Source organism: Hyphomicrobium sp. 2TAF46 (genome assembly GCF_052114865.1).
Taxonomy (GTDB): domain Bacteria; phylum Pseudomonadota; class Alphaproteobacteria; order Rhizobiales; family Hyphomicrobiaceae; genus Hyphomicrobium_B.
Genome location: NZ_JBFRFO010000007.1, coordinates 104,729 through 120,016 on the forward strand (window position 1 = coordinate 104,729; position 15,288 = coordinate 120,016).

Sequence of the window (15,288 nt, forward strand, 5' to 3'; positions counted from 1 at the left end):
AGGCGATCTACGGCTTCGCGCGATAGCCCACCCGATTGAAAATCCGCCTGTGCATCATATCGCTCGTAACTCACCCTACGACTTCCTTCGTGGCGGAGAGCTCATCATGCGCTCTAGGGCGACTGCAGCAAGAAAGCAGACGACATCAAGGGTGTATCGCTTCCAAAGGCGCAATGGCTCATGCGCCAGACGGAATAGCCACTCACACCTGGCATCCTGAAGCCAACGTGGCGCCCGCTTCACCATGCCGGCCTCAAAATCCAGGTACGCACCGATACCCAAGGCGAGAACCCCGGAAGCCGATAATTTCTCCGACATCCACTGTTCCTGTTTTGGATTACCGAGCGCGACCAGAACGACCTTCGCATTTACGCGCTTGACGGCCTCCGCTGCCGCATCAGGATCATCATGGAACCCATCCCGGATCCCGCAGATTGCCGCGTCGTACTTGCGAATAAGATTTTCAGCCGCCCGGCTGACGACCTCCGGCCTCGAACCATAAAGAAACACGGGCGTTCTCTTCGGCAGCCGTTTCAACAATTCGGGAGTGAAATCGGTACCGTTCAAGTTCTCGGGAAATCGCTCGCCGTATAAGATTTGCGAAGCGATATCGACGCCCACACCGTCATTCAAAATGAGCATACCATTGAGCTGCCGGCGGAGGCGTGCGTCACGCCGGGCCTTCATCAGTAGATTGGCGTTCGCAAAAGCCACGGCGACGGATCGGGAAGCACGGAGGTTTTCAATGATGACCTCGAGAGCTTCCGACTTGCTGAGAATGGCGACAGGAACACCTAATATCTTTCGGCTAGGAAATTGCGGCAAAACAGTTTGCAATATCCCAACTCCTCGGCGTCAACATTCGCTTGCAATAATGTCCCGGTACATCGCTTCAATTCGAGCGGCAGCAGGCGGCCAGGCACATTTCAATGCAAAATTCCGTGCCCGATCGTGCTCCTGCTCTTGCAGAGTTCTTTCCCAATCGAGAAAGCGTTCGGCCGCGGCTACAGGATTGCCGAAATCGAGCAGCAAACCGGCCCCCGAACGTTCGAAAAGCTCTTCAAAAGCTGAATTCTTCTGCATCACCGGCAAAAGGCCGGCAGACATACCCTCCACTTGCACCATTCCGTAGCCTTCGTAGCGGGAAGCCGAAATGGTGTATCCGCAGTCCTCGATCAGGGCCTGAAGGTCAGCGCGATCGAGATACCCGAGCCGGATAATGGATTGAGGCAATTCCGCGGAGCGGATACCCTCGCTTAAACGTTGCATATCCGAAGACGTTCCGGAACCAACGATAAAAAGCTTCCTATTCTTGTCGGATTTGATGACCTGCCTGAAAAAGGGAATCAGACGATCGACGGACTTATTTTCTGCAATTCGGCCCCAATAGACGAGGTTCCGACGCCCCGCATAGAGCCATGGGAAAGGTTCGATGGGGTTCGGTAAGATCTCGGACCTGATGCCGATCTCGCCGAGCTTGACCTGATCGTTACGGCTTACGGCGAAAATCCTCTTCACCCGCGACAGCGTCATCCGCGAAATTGTCTTGAAGTAAAATTCTTTGACCGCGTCGAACTTGCGCGTGTGAAAGAACAGGCCGTGCGACGTCACTACGATCGGTGGAATTCCGAGCCAGCGATAGAGACTGATCAGATCCGTAAACTGATCTAATGCGTGCAAGTGGATAAGATCGTACCGGCGCAACAATCGCGGCGACACGAACGGAATAAAAAAGCGCCTAAATCCAACGTATCGTACGCGCACAACTATCGCGTGATTGACGCGTTGGATTGATTTCAACTTACGAGATGATCCGAAGACGCGATCCAGGGTGAGCACAGTCACCCTCGAGGAACCAGACTGCCGCTCGACAAGTTGGCTTACGTATTCTTCCAGCCCTCCGACGGAGGGGGGATACTGACGAACAACATGCAGCACGCGCAGTGCTGGCTTCGAGTACGCATCCATGGCAGCCACTCGCGCAAAAAATTCAAACGCGCTGCCCACCCGAAAGAGACCGTAGCTTCAATTGAAGTGAGAGTAACCGTGAAGAGCTGACGCAGGGTTTTGCGTCCTTCGACCACTTGAGAAAAATGATCCGTAAGCAGATCAAAAGCGGAGCATCACTTTTAGGAAACCACACTGCTAAGCTCGGAGTCCAAGCTAGCGCCTAAATGTCCCGTTGCTCGTCTCATCGATCTATTTCCTCATCGCGCCGGTGATCGGCTTCGCAAGCGTAACGACACAGCAGGGCAAATGAGCACCGCGAAATATTCGACTTTCGCAGAGTGGAAGCTGCTCGCAAACCTCGCCACCCGAGAGCGCGTTGAACAGTCGGCGGTATTGCTGATGCGCATATGCGGCGCGGGTCTCGGCTATATCATCATCGCGCTCGCCGCCCGCGCCACCACCACGCAAGGCTTCAGCGATTTCGTTCTTCTGATGTCCTCCGCCGCTTTGTTCGGCACCGTCGCAACGATAGGTCAGGAGTCGATACTACTCCGCGACCTCCCCCTCGTAACAGCAAGCGGTAGTCGCGCCTTTCGCCCGCTCGTGTGGCGAAGCATCCGAATTGCGGGCGGCGGCCTGCTCTTCTTCGCTCTCATCGGTGTCTTCTATGGATATCACTCATTCCGGTCTCCGGATGCCGAGATCCTCGCGCTTCTCGCGAGCCTCGTCATCATGAGCGGATTGAACGAGCTGAACTTTGCGATCCAACGCGGATGCGGAAATACATTGCCGGCGGTGTTCGTTAAGGAGATCGCTTGGAAGCTCATCCTGGCGACCGGATTGGTCATCGTTGTTCTCTGTAAAACACATACAAATGTCACGGTGTTGGGATGGCTCTTTCTGGTCGCGCTCCTCGTACCCATAGCGATCTCATCGGCTTTTGTGGTGCGCCACTGGCATGGCGCACCAGAAACCGGGGCCGGCACGCTGCCGGAACTTCCGAAGCCGAGCGGTTGGGCGTTCTTCGCATTGAACTTCATCAGTCAAGCTGGAACCCAGGTCGATATTCTTGTTTTGGGCTTCATGACCACGACCGTATCCAGCCTCGAGCTTGGCGCGTACTACGCGGCGCAACGCACGGTTCAGATTCTATTTCTGCTTCCCTATGGAGCGGCGATCACCAACGCGCCGCGCATTCCACTGGCCTTCAGTGAACACAATCCTCGTGAAATCGCGCGGCTTTCACGGCAAATTTCTCGCACTGTCAGCTCGGCCGTCGTGGTATCGGCGCTTGTCCTTTTCTTATTCCGCACGCAAATCATGTCGCTCTTCCGGCCCGAATTTGCCGAGTTCGCGATCCTTCTGCCAGCACTCGCCCTCGGCCCGTTGGCGTCTTCAATCGGCGGCTTGCACAGCCTCGTCGCGCCGATGTGCGGACTGGAACGGGAGTACTCGCGCGCTCGAATGATCATCTTCGTCATCGGCACCATCGCGAAGATCGGCTTCGCCAGCCAAGGCTGGCTACTGGAATTGGCACTCTTCAATGCCTTCGAAGCCATCGTCATCGCAGCGGTCGGAGTTCTGATGGCCCGGCGGCTGATCGGAGTTTGGATTATCTAACTTCTGCGCGGCGGCCTGATCGCTCCTCCTCCGCGCTTGGCAACGAGCGGAAGCACAGCTAGATCCTTCTGCACGCATTGCGCGATGAGCTTCGAACGGCATGAGCCAGTTCACACTGAATTCGCATGTATACCTGGGGGCGCCATTCAATGCGGCAGATAGAATATGCGGCAGGCCAGCTAGCCGAAGAGACTGGCGCTCGAGCGGTGCATCCCCAAAGTCTTCCTTTCGAACTCTCGCAGAAGCCTCGTGTACTGCTCGCAACCTTCAGCGAGCCCCAGCAGATGCTGAGTTGGTCACTGACGAAGCCCGGCTTTCAGGTTGCAAGCCAAGTGGCCTGGATCGAAATCCGCGACGCCGATTTGCCCGCCGATCAGGATGCCGAGGAAATCGTTGTCCGCCGTATCGCCGCGGCCAAGTTGACAGAAGCCGTAACACTCATCACGTCGCGCGATGTATCGAGGCACCACCTGTCGCAAGTCGCGGTAGAGGATGCGGTGGCAACGTGCGTCAGCACAGTCGGCCTCGCGAACGGCGAGAGAATTGGACAGCGCTTCGCGCCGCCGAGCACGCCGCTCGGAACCATCAACACGCTGGTGAACGTATCTGAGCCGCTGTCCGGCGCCGCTCTGGTCGAGGCAATCACGATCGCGGCACAAGCGCGGACAACCGCAATTCTGGACTCTCGTGTGAGCCGATCGGGCGTTGCCATCACCGGCACGGGGACAGATTGCATCGTCGTGTCGGCAGCGCTCGGTGGCTCAGTGCGCTTCGCCGGTCTACACACCGCTATCGGAGAAGCGATCGGAGCGGCCGTCTACAGCGCAATGCGCGACGGCATAGCAACCTGGCTCCAGGATACGGAGACCATGCGGCTAGCCGTCGGCTTTGAACGTTAGCGCTTACGCTGTTGCGGGCGCCTCTGCGCCGGTCCGGATCAAGGACAGCGCAACGGCAGCACGATGCAATAGAAGCAATCCCGCGAACGATACGAGATTGATCAGAAGAATGCGTTCCACGACGGCAGCAGAGAAGGCCTCATCCGAGGATCCGAGAACCAGCCCGGCTCCGTAGAGCGCCAACTCGTATACGGCGAACGCCGCGAGAAACGCGCTCGCGAGAGCGAGAGCCGATGCGCCCGCAGTTCCGGAGACAGCACGCGCGCCGTAGAATGCAACGATGCTTGCAACTCCGATGGCTGCGCCCCAGGCAAAGGAATCCGCGGTCATCGGATAATTGAGAAGTCCATAACCGACAATTTGGTTCGAGAGCCAAGCCACGGCCACCAGCGCCACGCCTTCACCACTCTTCATTTTTGAGCCAGCGAGTGCAGCGACAGCCGCCAGCGGCGCGGCACATGCGAATGCCAAGCTGCCTCCAACACTGAGGGCGGCGATCAAAGCAACCCAAAGCACGGTCGCGGTATTGTCGTTAGTGAGCGGTTTCAACGTCATGCCATGTCTCCAATATTTGCTCATAGCCTAGCACAGAAACAACCCAAGGCGAGAGGGCGTGTAACGGCCCTCTCGCCCCAATTTTCAGTTCGTGAACCGAACACCGCCGTAGACGCCAATGCCGGTCCCTTCAAACCCGTTCGGGTTCTCATAGTGCTTGTCGAAGAGGTTATCGATCCGCCCAAACAGGCTGACCCCCTCCTTGAGCTTGTAATCGGCCGCGACGTTAACGAGCGTGAACCCCGGCTGCGTGATATTGGCAAAAGTCGCGCGATCGATATCCGCCGTCTCGCCGATGTAGACAAGCGACGCAGTCAGCAAAAGCGGATCATAAGGTGTCCATCCTGCCGACAGGCTTGCCTTGTTGCGAGGACGGCGCAAAAGTTCAGTGTGCTTGATTTCGTTGGTCGCTTCCGTATACGTGTAGTCGGCACGAACGCGAAGGTTCGCCGTGATATCCGCAGATGCAAAGGCCTCGACGCCCGAGGTCCTCGCTTTGCCAACGTTGGCGTATGACGTACCCGTATCGTTGGAATCGATCAGGTTCGTAATGTCGTTATAGAAATAAGTCGCACCGAATTGAGCCCGGCCTTTGAAGATGGACTGCTCAAATCCTGCGTCCATACCCAGGCTTTCCTCGGGCGCAAGGTTAGGATTTCCGAAGAAGTATGGTGGAAAATCCTGAAACCGCTGGCTCAGCGTCGGTGCTTTGAACGCGGTTCCAACGCTAGCCTTCAGCTTCGTACCTGTCGCATCGATTACGTACGCCGGCGCAACGCGCCAAGTCGTGTGACCACCGAAGTTTTCATTATCGTCATAGCGCACGTTACTGACGAGGAAGAAGTTGCGGAAGATTTCCGATTGCAGCTCCACGAACCCGGCTTGGTTCCATTCCTCGGCGAAGAGCGCCGGGGTATCGAGTTGCTCGTTCTGATGCTCGGCTCCGGTCACGATCGTATAACCCGGCGCCACGCGAAGAACGCTGCGCCAATCGTATTTCACGCGTTCACCATCGTTTGAGCTTCTGCCAGATGAGACACTGTAGTTGTCAGTCTGGAGATTGGCGTAATTGATGCCGAAGTAGTTTGTCAGGTTGCCGCCGAGAGTCCTCCACACGACTTCGCCACGCGTATAGAACTGGTCGAAATCCGAACGCGAAAGGTTTTCACCGGGATTGCCTGTGAAATAGAGGGTCGCATCCGTATAGCGGGCGACGAAATTGACCGTCACGTCCTTTGTGACATCAACGCCGATCTTCGTTGAATACGTCCAGTTATCGTAACGATTGCTGTGGGCCATTGTGCCTGGCGGCAGAAGATCGAATGGCGTCACCGGCGTATCGTCGGCGCGAAAATGCGAGACGTTGAACGAGTAATTGTATCGATCACCTCCGCCGCTGATGCTCGCCGCTTGATTGAAGGTACCGAACGAGCCGCCTTCCACCATCCCCGTGGCCTTCGGCGGTCCCTTGCCGGCTTTCGTATAGATGACGATGACGCCACCCAATGCATCCGCGCCGTAAAGGCCGCTCTGCGGACCGCGCAAGACCTCAATCCTTTCGATGTCGGTCGTCAGCATCTGCCCGAAATCGAAACTGCGGTTGGGATTGCTCGGATCGCTGACGTCGATACCGTCAATCAAGACCTTGGTATGGTTCGAGTTGGTGCCGCGCATGAACACAGACGTTTGCCCACCGGGGCCGCCCGTTTGCACGACGTTGAGACCCGGCACGCTCCGCAACACATCCGGCAGCGTGCGGCGCTGCTGGGCCTGAATTTCCTTTGACGTGATCACCGTGACGGAGCTCGCGATCTCCTCCACAGGCGAGGCAATACCCGTGGGCGCGACCGTTACGTCCGAATTATCAGGGCCGCGCGCCGTCTGCGGAGCGCCGCCGCCGGAATTCTGGGGCGTCGAACTTTGTTGAGCGGCGGCGGGCGCCTTCTTGTTCGATTGCGCATCGGTATCCGAGATCACGGAGACTGCAGGAAGCTCGGTGTCAGGCGACACCGGCACCTGCGCCCGCGCCTCGATCGCAGCGAATGATGAAAGCGCGCACAGAAGCGTCGCACTCGAAGCACGGCACATGAAGACGCGTAGCATAATGACCCCCGTCGCTGGACGATGAGGGTGGACCGCCGCCCAGGCTTACTGGCAGCGCCTCGTGGACACGCGCACACATCACCGTTCACGATCCCCCCAGGATCGCGTTCGAATTGACGTTTGCGCGCAGAATTTTATCCGCTCAGCGCAACGACCTGCATGACCTGACGTGGCTCCCCACCGGTTGACACATCAGCCGCCGCTACGGGATTCCGTCCTGCCGCGCCCCACGCACGGAAGATGGGCAGCTTGTGGTGGCAGGTCTCCTGACTCGCGGCTCGGACGTCCTTTCCGACCTTCCCGAGGATCTCAATGGAGATCGTCAGTGGCTTATTCGGAGCAGACTCGCCGCTTACAGTTGCGGGGGCAGTCTCGGCATTGACGCCAATGGCGTCGCACCGTGTTCCCATTTTCACCACCTGGGCGACTTCACCCCGGTGGAACCATCACGCTGCCATAAACACACATTCGATGATAATGAGTCAATGCTGCAAAGCAGTCACACTGCATCGTGCGATGCCGCGCGAACGCCGATCGCCGAATGTCGTACCGCTGCCACTGGCTCGCGACTGCTTGGCCCGATTTTCTAATTGCTTCCCGAATTGAGCACCGTGTCATCCTCGCTCGAAGCCCGCTAGGGTAGGAATAACCGCCGGGAGAAAACATGCGATTGGCAATTCGTACACTCCGGCGGATAGCTATTTTCGGCCTCGGCGTCTTGAGCGTCTGGTTGATCGTCGACGTCTTTGAATTGGTGGACCGCCGGCTGCCGTGGATCCTCGCAGTGAGCGCCACGTACGTCATCGGCGCATATCTCATTCTTCCTCGCGCCGTGCGCATGGGGTTGAAAATCCTTCAACGACAGCATGTCCCGAGCTTCACGATCACAGGAGATGGCCTGCCCGGCGATCCGGTGAACCTGGCGCTGGCCGGCACCGCCGCTCAGCTCCGCTCTGCGTTCGCGACTGCTGGCTGGGTGGAAGCCGACCCGCTGAATTTCTCCAGCGCCTGCCGAATGGTTCGCGCTTTTGTCTTAAACGCCCCATACCCGGCCGCGCCATTCAGCACGCTCTATCTCTTTGGACGCGGTCAGGACATCGGCTTTCAAAAGGCGATCGATAATAGCCCGCGCAAGCGGCACCATGTTCGCTTCTGGGCTCAGAACCTTTCGAATGCAGAGACGAACTGGAATTCAGTCGCCTTCTGGCTGAACGATGAACGTCCAGCGAATGACGAACATGTGCTCTGGGTCGGAGCCGGCACCAAAGATACCGGCCTCTCTTTGACACGCATGACGTTTCAAATGACGCACGCCACCGATTCCGACACCAATGCGGAACGCAACTACATCGTCGACGAATTGAGCAACTGCGGCGTGATCGGAAAAGTGACCAACTACAAGACCGGCGACGAACTGATCACAAAACACGTCAATCACTACGTCACCGATGGCGATATCGCAGTCGCCGAGATCGAAGCGACCTGATGAAAGGAAGCGCCAGGAAATGCGGCGCGTAAACTGCCGCACAGCGGTCCACTGATCGCCGTTAGAAATGCAAGGTCGTACCCATGACAGGCCCCTGGATCAGCACATCTTGCTTGAAAAGCGTATCTCCAGAACCCTGCGAGTAATCCACCGAAAGAGCACGGTAACCGATGTATCCATCGAGCAGCAGATTGCACATCACGGGCAGCTGCCAGTTGTAGGTCGCGCGCACCTGCCAGGAAGCATTGCTGCCCGCACCGAACCCTCCGGCATCGGCGCTCACCACGAAGGAATCATTCTGTCCGAGTTGCTGCCGGAGACGTCCGCCAACAAACGGATCGACCCAATCAATCGAACCGGATCTGACGGTATCGAAGCGATCAAGAGCAGCAGCAGCCGTCACACCCTGATGCCAATAGCGGCCTCCAGCTACGAGATCGAATGCAGCCGGGGCGCCGATTGCGGAGTTCGTTCCCGACCAGAGTTCATAGGCCCCGCCGAATTCGACAATCACGAGTTCGTAGTCGGTTGAAACGCCTCCTGCCAACGGCGGAAGCTTGCCCGGAAGCTCCTTCTGAAAGTCCCTCGAGTTACTTACGTTGGCGTAAACAATATCGTTGAACAACCCAATCGGACCGTTGCGAGCTTCCGCATAACTCATCCACGCGGGTATCGTATCCCAATCCAGATGCCCGAGTATCGCGGACGGGTCCGCCTGCACGTCAAACGAGCGTCCCCTGATTGTCATGTCTCCCGAAATCCACGGAATCCAGCCGTAGGTCGTGAATGCGAAAGACCACGGACCGATGTCAGGCGCAGGCTCAACGTTCTTCCCGCCAAGATCGGCGGCAAATGCTGGCGGTATTGTTAAGCTGGCGATCAGAGCAACGCACAATGCGCGAATGGCATGTCTGAGGATGTGAAACATCGATGCGCCCCAAATGACGAAGGAATAAATTTGAAAGAATGAGCTTAAGTCTAACGCGAGACTTGAGGGACGCTATCAGCAAGCAATATCAACGCAGAATATCTGACTCTGACCGGACACGGCTATGTCACCTGCGACACGACCAACAAAATTTGGCACGCAAAACATTTTGCGAATTTGAAATAAGCCCCTCGATTCCCCTCGGCGTCGAAAGCAACCTCATCAATCAAAATCGATGAAATATTCTCCAGATGGAAACGTAAATTACTCCGCTCACTGATGCAATGGTCGAGAAGTAACTTCTCGAAAGCAAAGTTCTCCGGATTTTCTTCGTGACTCCGTGGCGAGGCCTAAAATGCTCAGCCGCAACCACAGGCCGAATGGTGTGCACCCTGACCATAGGAGGCTGAGTTATGAAGCTCGCTCAAAATGTTTCGTCGTTGCTAGGAGGAGTTGGCGCATCGTTGTTGATCATCTCCGCCGCGCAGGTTTTTGAAGGATCATCGCCTGCCTTCGCACAGCCCGCGCAACCCAACATCGTCTTCATCATGGGTGACGACATAGGCATGTGGAACATCGGCGCCTATCATCGCGGCTTGATGGCAGGCCGCACACCCAACCTCGACAAGATCGCCAAGGAAGGCATGCTCTTTACCGACTATTACGCCGAGGCGAGCTGCACGGCGGGCCGCGCAAACTTCATCACCGGAGAACTCCCAATTCGCACCGGCATGACCACGGTCGGCCAAGCCGGAGCAGCGATCGGCCTGCCAGCCGAAGCTGTGACAATCGCGACGGTCTTGAAATCGATGGGCTACGAAACGGGCCAGTTCGGCAAGAACCATCTGGGCGACAGAAATGAGTTTCTGCCAACCGTTCATGGCTTCGATGAATTCTTCGGCTATCTGTATCATCTCGATGCGATGGAGGATCCCGCGCATCCGAACTATCCGCAGAACCTCCTGAACGTCGTCGGCCCACGTAATATGGTCCACAGCTGGGCAACCAACACCGACGATCCGACCGAAATGCCTCGCTGGGGACGCGTCGGCAAGCAGAGGATCGAGGATGCCGGTACTCTCTATCCGAAGCGCATGGAGACGGTCGACAACGAGATTCGCGATCTCGCGCTCACTTTCATGGAAAAAGCCAAAAACGACGGCAAGCCGTTCTTCGTTTGGTTGAACCCGACGCGCATGCACATCGTTACGCACCTGTCTCCCAAGTATGAGGCGATGCGCAATTCCGAGAATGGCTGGTCGGAAGAAGAAGCCGGCATGGCCCAACTCGACGACGACGTCGGCTTGGTGATGAAGAAGCTGAAGGACATGGGCGTCGACGACAACAGCATCGTCGTCTTCACGACCGACAACGGCACCGAAGTTTTCACATGGCCCGATGGCGGCCAGACGCCGTTCGCCCAATCCAAGGGAACGGTCCTTGAAGGCGGATTCCGCGTTCCAGCCATGATCCGCTGGCCCGGACATGTACCCGCAGACTCGGTCCAGAACGGAATTTTCTCAGGACTGGACTGGTTGCCAACATTCGCGGCTATCGCCGGCAATCCAAACATCACCGAAGAGCTTCTGAAGGGTAAGCAGATCGGAGACAGGACGTACAAGAACCATCTCGACGGTTACAATCAGGTTGACTGCATCACAGGCAAAGGCCCCTCTGCACGCCACGAAATTTTCTACCTAGGTGAAAGCACGGTCGGCGCCTTGCGGATCGACGACTACAAGTTCCGCTTTATCGATCAGCCCGAAGGCTGGGTAGGCCAAAAGACCCATCCCGACGTTCCCTACATCACGAACCTGCGCCTCGATCCGTTCGAACGCACGGGCTGGCCGAACAACGGCACGAAGGAAGGCGGCCAGCAATACTTCGACTGGTTCAAGTACCAGTTCTGGCGCTTTGTGTTCGTTCAGCAGGTCGTCGGCAAGGAGCTACAGACGTTCCTCGACTTCCCGCCAATGCAGCGCGGCGCCAGCTTCAACCTTGACGCGGTCAAAGCGGAAATGCAGAAGCGGATGGCCCAGGCTGAAGCCGCGAGCAAGGGCCCAAGTCAATAACCGCAGACAACAGCGGGCGCGTTCGCGCGCAGAACGCGCCTCCGCTGAGTGCATACCGAAAATATCCGCGTATACATGCCCTCAGAAGAGCGGGTATTCAGCAGCTCTCCGGCCGCCAGGTACCGATCCGCAGACCCAACTTCGTTCCCTGCATGCGGTCGATGAACTCGATGAACTCTCGTGCCGTATCCTCGGGCGAAATTCCCTCGCCGCCGGCCGGTACGACAACACACTCGATCTGCCCGTCATCGCTAATATTCGTGTAGCCGAAATATAGCTTCGCTTTAACGGCTTGCTGAAATGCAAAAAGGGACGCCGAGACATAGAGAGCGGGCGCAGGCCCGTGTTTATCCAAGACGTAGTCGACATCGCAGACGATTGTGCAACTATCTTTCAAGGCAACACGCATTTCCAAAAATACATTACGATCTCGCTGTATACATTTGGGAGCAGTTCCGAATCCGTAGTTATCGACATCGACGGGGTTCATGCGGCCGGCTGTGATAACGGCGCTGGCGAGCCCCGCCCTATCCAACGCCGCGCAGATCGCATACTCACTTCGCGAATGAATCGTTGCAATGACCGAAGGCCCAGTCCGAAGAGCATCGATAACGTTCGGGTCTATCGAGATTTGCGGGACGAAATCCGGATAAACGGACTTGATAACCTGACGAAGGTTGTAATGCTGAATATGCCGGACCGGCATCTTACGGAAGTTTCGCCGAACGCTCGTTCCAGCAGTGGCCTCGTCAACGATCTTCCAGGCACCACGAAAAACTTCCTTCGGAGGACGCCACCAATTTCGCACGATATAAAGCAACAGCCGGCCTTTGGGGCGAAGCGGACGAAACCGTCTGCGGATGACTCTGAGCCGCGCTCGGTAATTCATGCGACTAGCGCCTCAGGCGTCGAATGATTTCAATGATCGAAGAGCGCATTCCCTTCTGCTTCCTTCTCTCCTTTTCCCATCTGCGATATGGGTCCCGCGCATAGTACGCACGAACCTCTACCCGCGAATTCTCGAATTTCGGGATCAGGCTCCAGTAGCCCGAGGCCAGACCTTCGTTGAAAATCTCGTGGACCGCATGAAGCCCTCCCGGCTCCTTATATCGAAGCCGCTCGGCCCAGTTCGTCGGAATTTCATCGACGGAAAAGATCGGCGGAACGCCGCCCGTCACAGCGAGGAACAATAGCTTGGTCCTCAGGCATTTTTTGCAAATCCCGCAGTTCTGCGGTTGAACCTTTCTGTTCCAGCAAAAGCTCAACGACTTCAGCGCAATTTCTGAGCCTCGAACGAGCGCGATTTTCTCGGACCGAGCAATATCTTCAGAGTCGGAACACAACCGTGTGCTGCCGTCGTCGAACAGGAAATTTGTTGCCGAATTCGACCCCCATGGAAACGTAAGGAACTGCCCGTCAAGCAGCTCGTCGGCTGCAAGGACAAGTCGATTGTAGCCGTGCGCATGCACAAAACCCCCACCTGCCAAGGCAAAGATGTGCCCGAGATGGTGCCGCTTGAGATTGAGTTCGACCCTCTCGTAAAGCGAATAAGCGTCGGACTTCACAATGATCCGACGTCCCGACAGCAATTCGGCCAGTGGCGCTGTCTTCGCGACAAGAGCGTGAAAACGCGCTTCATCATCGAGCGTGTAGTCCATTCCCTGAATCGTGATGACGTCCTGTGATCGACCATTCGCCAATCTCTTGAGGGCCGTATATGCCGCATCGAGTCCGCCCGAGAGGTACACCAACTCCCGGTCACTTGCCGGCTCATCGCGCCTTCCCTCCTCCGAAAAGCTGACCTCCGTTCTGCTGAGATGTCTGGGAAGCCACGACTGCCAGATTTCGCTGATCCGGCGGGCGTTGAGAGCCGTCGTTGGACTGCCCCGTCCGCAAATATGCAGATCCATGTCGAGGCGCATGGCAATGGGCAGAAAGTACCACGCGGCATAGTCGCGGGCGGTTCCGATACTTGCCGTCACGGCATCACTGGTAACGACTCTGATGCAACCAACGGAGCTTTTAAGAACAGCTTCATTGCCGGCCGCGGCAACATCGACGACAAGACGATTCCGATTCTGCACCATATGAATTCTAAAAGCCCGAAAACGCCATTCGCGAACAGCTGCCGTTTACTTCGTGCAGGGATTTGTTAGTTTGCCGCCGGTATTCGAAGGGGGAAATCATAATTCGCATGGAACTGGTCAAAGATGCGCAAATCGCAAAAGCCATCATTTTGTCCCCAGATTTCGAAACCTATTCGATGGCGAACAGGTATCGCGAACTCTCTCGGCGTACGGCGATGGATTTTTCCGCCACCATCAAACTTCTTGAACATCTGCCCGTCTTCATTGGTGGCGAAAATCATCAGAGAATTCGCAAAGTCATGGCAAAGCAGATCTCTCGCACGAAAGAAAGCCAGCTCACGGCAGTTCACCAGTCGCTTGGTGACCTTTTCCAGCACTGCTTCCGTCCCGCTGCAAAAATAGACTTGGTCGCCGATTTCGCCCAGCCCCTATGGCGATCTGTTTCAGCGTCCATTGTTCCACGTGACGATAAAATTCTCGACCTTGTGGACGAGATTCCCGGATTATTCAGCCCGATACTGTCCATTCGCGAGCGGGCGAAAATCAACGAGAAAATCGCGACTTTCTTGCAAAGCAATTTCGACGCCGAAGATGAAGATGAGTGCCTGATCCTTCTTTGTCTGGTGTCGCTGGGAGCCAGACCATTCGTCGGCACCCTCAGTCTTTCTCTCTATGAGATTTTTCGAAGCCACCCGAACTTACCCATGTGCGAGGTGAGTTGGCCTGAAGCATTTCCTTCGAGTTCCCTCACCTACGTTGACCGGATGTGCCAAGCCACGACCGACTATACGGGCTTACAGTTGGAAAAGGGTGACCGTGTCCGCTGCGTCACGCAAAGTCCGTTGTATTCAGTCGATGAGAACAGGCGAGCTTTGTTTGGCTTTGGCGCTCATACCTGCCTCGGAAAATCTATTTCCGAGCGCGTTTGGTCGCTCGTCACCGACAGGCTCTCAAAAAGCGACCTGCGAGGCGAGTGCGTCGGCATTGAGATGAGCCCTCACGACGACCCCTTCAAAATGCCCATCAAGATCGAAATCAGACTGCATTGAGCAAGGCGCGACGCACCTTTCTCTCTCTCATGGCCGACAGCCGATCCGCCAATTCCGCAAGCGTCAGCGTTTCAGGGAAATTCACGATTTCGATGTCCATATCGAGAGCTTCCTCGAGATCCATGGCGAGCTTGAGCGTATCCAGGCTATCGAGGTTCAAGGATTGCAGCGTGACTACATGCGCGCTCTCAGCGTCGAGCCGGGGAGCATTCACGGGCAGCAAGGCCTGGATGGTATCCAGCAAAAGTGAAGTTACCTGAGACGTCATTGGCCCCTCGCCATTCGGCTACATTTCGCACACGCCGCTCGCCAATTTTGATAACTCACGTCCCCTTTTGAATCTATAGAGCCCACCTACGTGTTCGCCGTAAAGTCCACAGTTGTTCCCGCATAGAGACTATCATTCGGCCGATCTGTGGCCGAAACGACCCAAGCGGATCTTTCATCCCAATCTTAGCCTGAGGCGCATGGAGCTTGACGCCCCAACAATGTCCCTCCGCCGCAGCAGTGGGCAGACGCTTGGCGAATACGCTTCGCGC

General features: G+C 56.5%; 13 protein-coding genes and 1 riboswitch. Of the genes, 5 read left to right on the forward strand and 8 right to left on the reverse strand.

Going from position 1 to position 15,288, the window contains the following annotated elements; all coding sequences use genetic code 11:
- Positions 1-75 precede the first annotated feature (75 nt).
- Positions 76-837 (reverse strand): WecB/TagA/CpsF family glycosyltransferase, encoded by a 762-nt coding sequence (locus tag AB4Z24_RS15530; protein ID WP_441709660.1) that lies wholly within the window; start codon positions 835-837, stop codon positions 76-78.
- Between the two features lie 18 nt (positions 838-855).
- The gene (locus AB4Z24_RS15535) at positions 856-1,968 is read right to left on the reverse strand and encodes a glycosyltransferase family 4 protein (RefSeq protein WP_441709662.1); all 1,113 of its coding nucleotides are present in this window, start codon (positions 1,966-1,968) and stop codon (positions 856-858) included.
- A 288-nt stretch (positions 1,969-2,256) separates the two neighbouring features.
- Here AB4Z24_RS15535 and AB4Z24_RS15540 point away from each other — a divergent pair, with 288 nt between their 5' ends.
- Both AB4Z24_RS15540 and AB4Z24_RS15545 read left to right on the forward strand, forming a co-directional pair.
- Complete coding sequence (locus AB4Z24_RS15540; protein ID WP_441709664.1) at positions 2,257-3,570, forward strand: lipopolysaccharide biosynthesis protein; 1,314 nt, start codon at positions 2,257-2,259, stop codon at positions 3,568-3,570.
- A gap of 149 nt (positions 3,571-3,719) precedes the next feature.
- The gene (locus AB4Z24_RS15545) at positions 3,720-4,469 is read left to right on the forward strand and encodes an adenosylcobinamide amidohydrolase (protein WP_441709666.1); all 750 of its coding nucleotides are present in this window, start codon (positions 3,720-3,722) and stop codon (positions 4,467-4,469) included.
- Between the two features lie 3 nt (positions 4,470-4,472).
- On the opposite strand, the gene AB4Z24_RS15550 is transcribed toward AB4Z24_RS15545, so the two are convergent.
- Together AB4Z24_RS15550 and AB4Z24_RS15555 are read right to left on the reverse strand one after the other, a co-directional pair.
- Positions 4,473-5,024 (reverse strand): hypothetical protein, encoded by a 552-nt coding sequence (locus tag AB4Z24_RS15550; RefSeq protein ID WP_441709668.1) that lies wholly within the window; start codon positions 5,022-5,024, stop codon positions 4,473-4,475.
- 84 nt (positions 5,025-5,108) lie between these two features.
- Positions 5,109-7,127, reverse strand: coding sequence for a TonB-dependent receptor plug domain-containing protein (locus AB4Z24_RS15555; protein ID WP_441709670.1), 2,019 nt, complete (start codon positions 7,125-7,127; stop codon positions 5,109-5,111).
- Between the two features lie 239 nt (positions 7,128-7,366).
- Positions 7,367-7,590: riboswitch (cobalamin riboswitch) on the reverse strand.
- 201 nt (positions 7,591-7,791) lie between these two features.
- Between AB4Z24_RS15555 and AB4Z24_RS15560 the strand changes: the two genes are divergently transcribed.
- Positions 7,792-8,613, forward strand: a complete 822-nt coding sequence (locus tag AB4Z24_RS15560; RefSeq protein ID WP_441709672.1) for an LssY C-terminal domain-containing protein — start codon at positions 7,792-7,794, stop codon at positions 8,611-8,613.
- A gap of 61 nt (positions 8,614-8,674) precedes the next feature.
- On the opposite strand, the gene AB4Z24_RS15565 is transcribed toward AB4Z24_RS15560, so the two are convergent.
- Complete coding sequence (locus AB4Z24_RS15565; protein ID WP_441709674.1) at positions 8,675-9,541, reverse strand: hypothetical protein; 867 nt, start codon at positions 9,539-9,541, stop codon at positions 8,675-8,677.
- Positions 9,542-9,954: 413 nt separating this feature from the next.
- On the opposite strand from AB4Z24_RS15565, the gene AB4Z24_RS15570 reads away from it, so the two are divergent.
- Positions 9,955-11,613, forward strand: a complete 1,659-nt coding sequence (locus tag AB4Z24_RS15570; protein WP_441709675.1) for an arylsulfatase — start codon at positions 9,955-9,957, stop codon at positions 11,611-11,613.
- 97 nt (positions 11,614-11,710) lie between these two features.
- Here AB4Z24_RS15570 and AB4Z24_RS15575 read toward each other — a convergent pair whose 3' ends face one another.
- On the reverse strand, positions 11,711-12,502 hold the full coding sequence (locus AB4Z24_RS15575) for a hypothetical protein (RefSeq protein WP_441709677.1): 792 nt from the start codon (positions 12,500-12,502) through the stop codon (positions 11,711-11,713).
- Between the two features lie 4 nt (positions 12,503-12,506).
- On the reverse strand, positions 12,507-13,595 hold the full coding sequence (locus tag AB4Z24_RS15580) for a hypothetical protein (RefSeq protein WP_441709679.1): 1,089 nt from the start codon (positions 13,593-13,595) through the stop codon (positions 12,507-12,509).
- Between the two features lie 212 nt (positions 13,596-13,807).
- On the opposite strand from AB4Z24_RS15580, the gene AB4Z24_RS15585 reads away from it, so the two are divergent.
- A complete protein-coding gene (locus AB4Z24_RS15585; protein ID WP_441709681.1) occupies positions 13,808-14,749 on the forward strand; it encodes a hypothetical protein in 942 nt (313 codons plus the stop codon).
- Here AB4Z24_RS15585 and AB4Z24_RS15590 read toward each other — a convergent pair.
- Positions 14,736-15,017 carry a phosphopantetheine-binding protein gene (locus AB4Z24_RS15590; protein ID WP_441709683.1) on the reverse strand — a complete coding sequence of 94 codons (282 nt, stop codon included), beginning with the start codon at positions 15,015-15,017 and terminating at the stop codon, positions 14,736-14,738. The genes AB4Z24_RS15585 and AB4Z24_RS15590 overlap by 14 nt on opposite strands.
- Positions 15,018-15,288: the final 271 nt, after the last annotated feature.

Coding starts and splice junctions, on each gene's coding strand:
- AB4Z24_RS15570 (WP_441709675.1), top strand. CDS start 9,955: ATGAAGCTCGCTCAAAATGTTTCGTCGTTGCTAGGAGGAGTTGGCGCA.
- AB4Z24_RS15590 (WP_441709683.1), bottom strand. CDS start 15,017: ATGACGTCTCAGGTAACTTCACTTTTGCTGGATACCATCCAGGCCTTG.
- AB4Z24_RS15565 (WP_441709674.1), bottom strand. CDS start 9,541: ATGTTTCACATCCTCAGACATGCCATTCGCGCATTGTGCGTTGCTCTG.
- AB4Z24_RS15560 (WP_441709672.1), top strand. CDS start 7,792: ATGCGATTGGCAATTCGTACACTCCGGCGGATAGCTATTTTCGGCCTC.
- AB4Z24_RS15585 (WP_441709681.1), top strand. CDS start 13,808: ATGGAACTGGTCAAAGATGCGCAAATCGCAAAAGCCATCATTTTGTCC.
- AB4Z24_RS15540 (WP_441709664.1), top strand. CDS start 2,257: ATGAGCACCGCGAAATATTCGACTTTCGCAGAGTGGAAGCTGCTCGCA.
- AB4Z24_RS15535 (WP_441709662.1), bottom strand. CDS start 1,968: ATGGATGCGTACTCGAAGCCAGCACTGCGCGTGCTGCATGTTGTTCGT.
- AB4Z24_RS15550 (WP_441709668.1), bottom strand. CDS start 5,024: ATGACGTTGAAACCGCTCACTAACGACAATACCGCGACCGTGCTTTGG.
- AB4Z24_RS15545 (WP_441709666.1), top strand. CDS start 3,720: ATGCGGCAGATAGAATATGCGGCAGGCCAGCTAGCCGAAGAGACTGGC.
- AB4Z24_RS15575 (WP_441709677.1), bottom strand. CDS start 12,502: ATGAATTACCGAGCGCGGCTCAGAGTCATCCGCAGACGGTTTCGTCCG.
- AB4Z24_RS15555 (WP_441709670.1), bottom strand. CDS start 7,127: ATGCTACGCGTCTTCATGTGCCGTGCTTCGAGTGCGACGCTTCTGTGC.